The organism is Deinococcus pimensis DSM 21231 (assembly GCF_000519345.1).
Classification (GTDB): Bacteria; Deinococcota; Deinococci; order Deinococcales; family Deinococcaceae; genus Deinococcus_A; species Deinococcus_A pimensis.
On sequence record NZ_KI912635.1, the window covers coordinates 57,321 to 58,150 of the forward strand.

Sequence of the window (830 nt, forward strand, 5' to 3'; positions counted from 1 at the left end):
CTGCGAGGTCTGCCCGCACCACCTCGACCTCACCGACGAGGCGCTGCGCTCCTTCGACGCGATCTACAAGGTCGCGCCGCCCCTGCGCACCCGCGCCGACGCCGACGCGCTCCTGGAAGGCCTCCTCGACGGCACCGTCGACGCGCTCGCCACCGACCACGCCCCCCACACCCGCGCCGAGAAGGAACGTGACCTCCTCGACGCGCCCTTCGGCATCCCCAGCATCGAGGTGGCCTTCCCCCTCATGTACACCCGCTTCGGCGAGCGGCTCGGCCTGGAGCGCCTCGTGGCGCTCCTCACGAGCGGCGCGGCGGGCGTGATGGGCTGGCCCGCCCCCACCCTGGAGCCCGGCGCTCCCGCCGACCTCACCGTCCTCGACCTCGACACCGAGCGCGAGGTGGACTCCGCGAGCTTCCGCAGCAAGGCGAAGTTCAGCCCCTGGGCGGGACAGAAGCTGCGCGGCTGGCCCGTCCTGACCGTCGTGAACGGCGAGGTCGCCTTCACACGCGAGGAGTAACGACTTCTCCATGGGAGGCGGCCCCGGATGGGGCCGCCTCCCTTCTCCATGGCTAGCGCAGGTCCGCGCCCACGGCCTGCGCGACGTTCGTGAAGCCGTCGCGGACGAGGAGCCGCTCCAGCTCGCGGTGCAGCCGGGCGGGCAGGTCGGGGCCCTCGTACACGAGGGCGGTGTAGACCTCCACGAGGCTCGCGCCCGCGCGGATCTTCTCGTAGACGTCCCCGGCGGTGAACACCCCGCCCGACCCGACGACGGGCAGGCGCCCTCCCGTGAGGCGCGCGACCTGACCCACGAGTGCCGTGGAGCGCGCCCG

The 830-nt window shown here is 73.5% G+C and carries 1 protein-coding gene and 1 pseudogene; one reads left to right on the plus strand and one right to left on the minus strand.

Annotation, left to right across the window (positions count from 1 at the left end):
* Window positions 1-517: amidohydrolase family protein (locus DEIPI_RS29360; RefSeq protein WP_045233851.1), on the plus strand; the 517-nt coding region annotated here is incomplete at its 5' end.
* A gap of 52 nt (window positions 518-569) precedes the next feature.
* On the opposite strand, the pseudogene DEIPI_RS0107395 reads toward DEIPI_RS29360, so the two are convergent.
* A pseudogene (locus tag DEIPI_RS0107395) lies at window positions 570-830 on the minus strand (quinone-dependent dihydroorotate dehydrogenase); the annotation flags it as partial.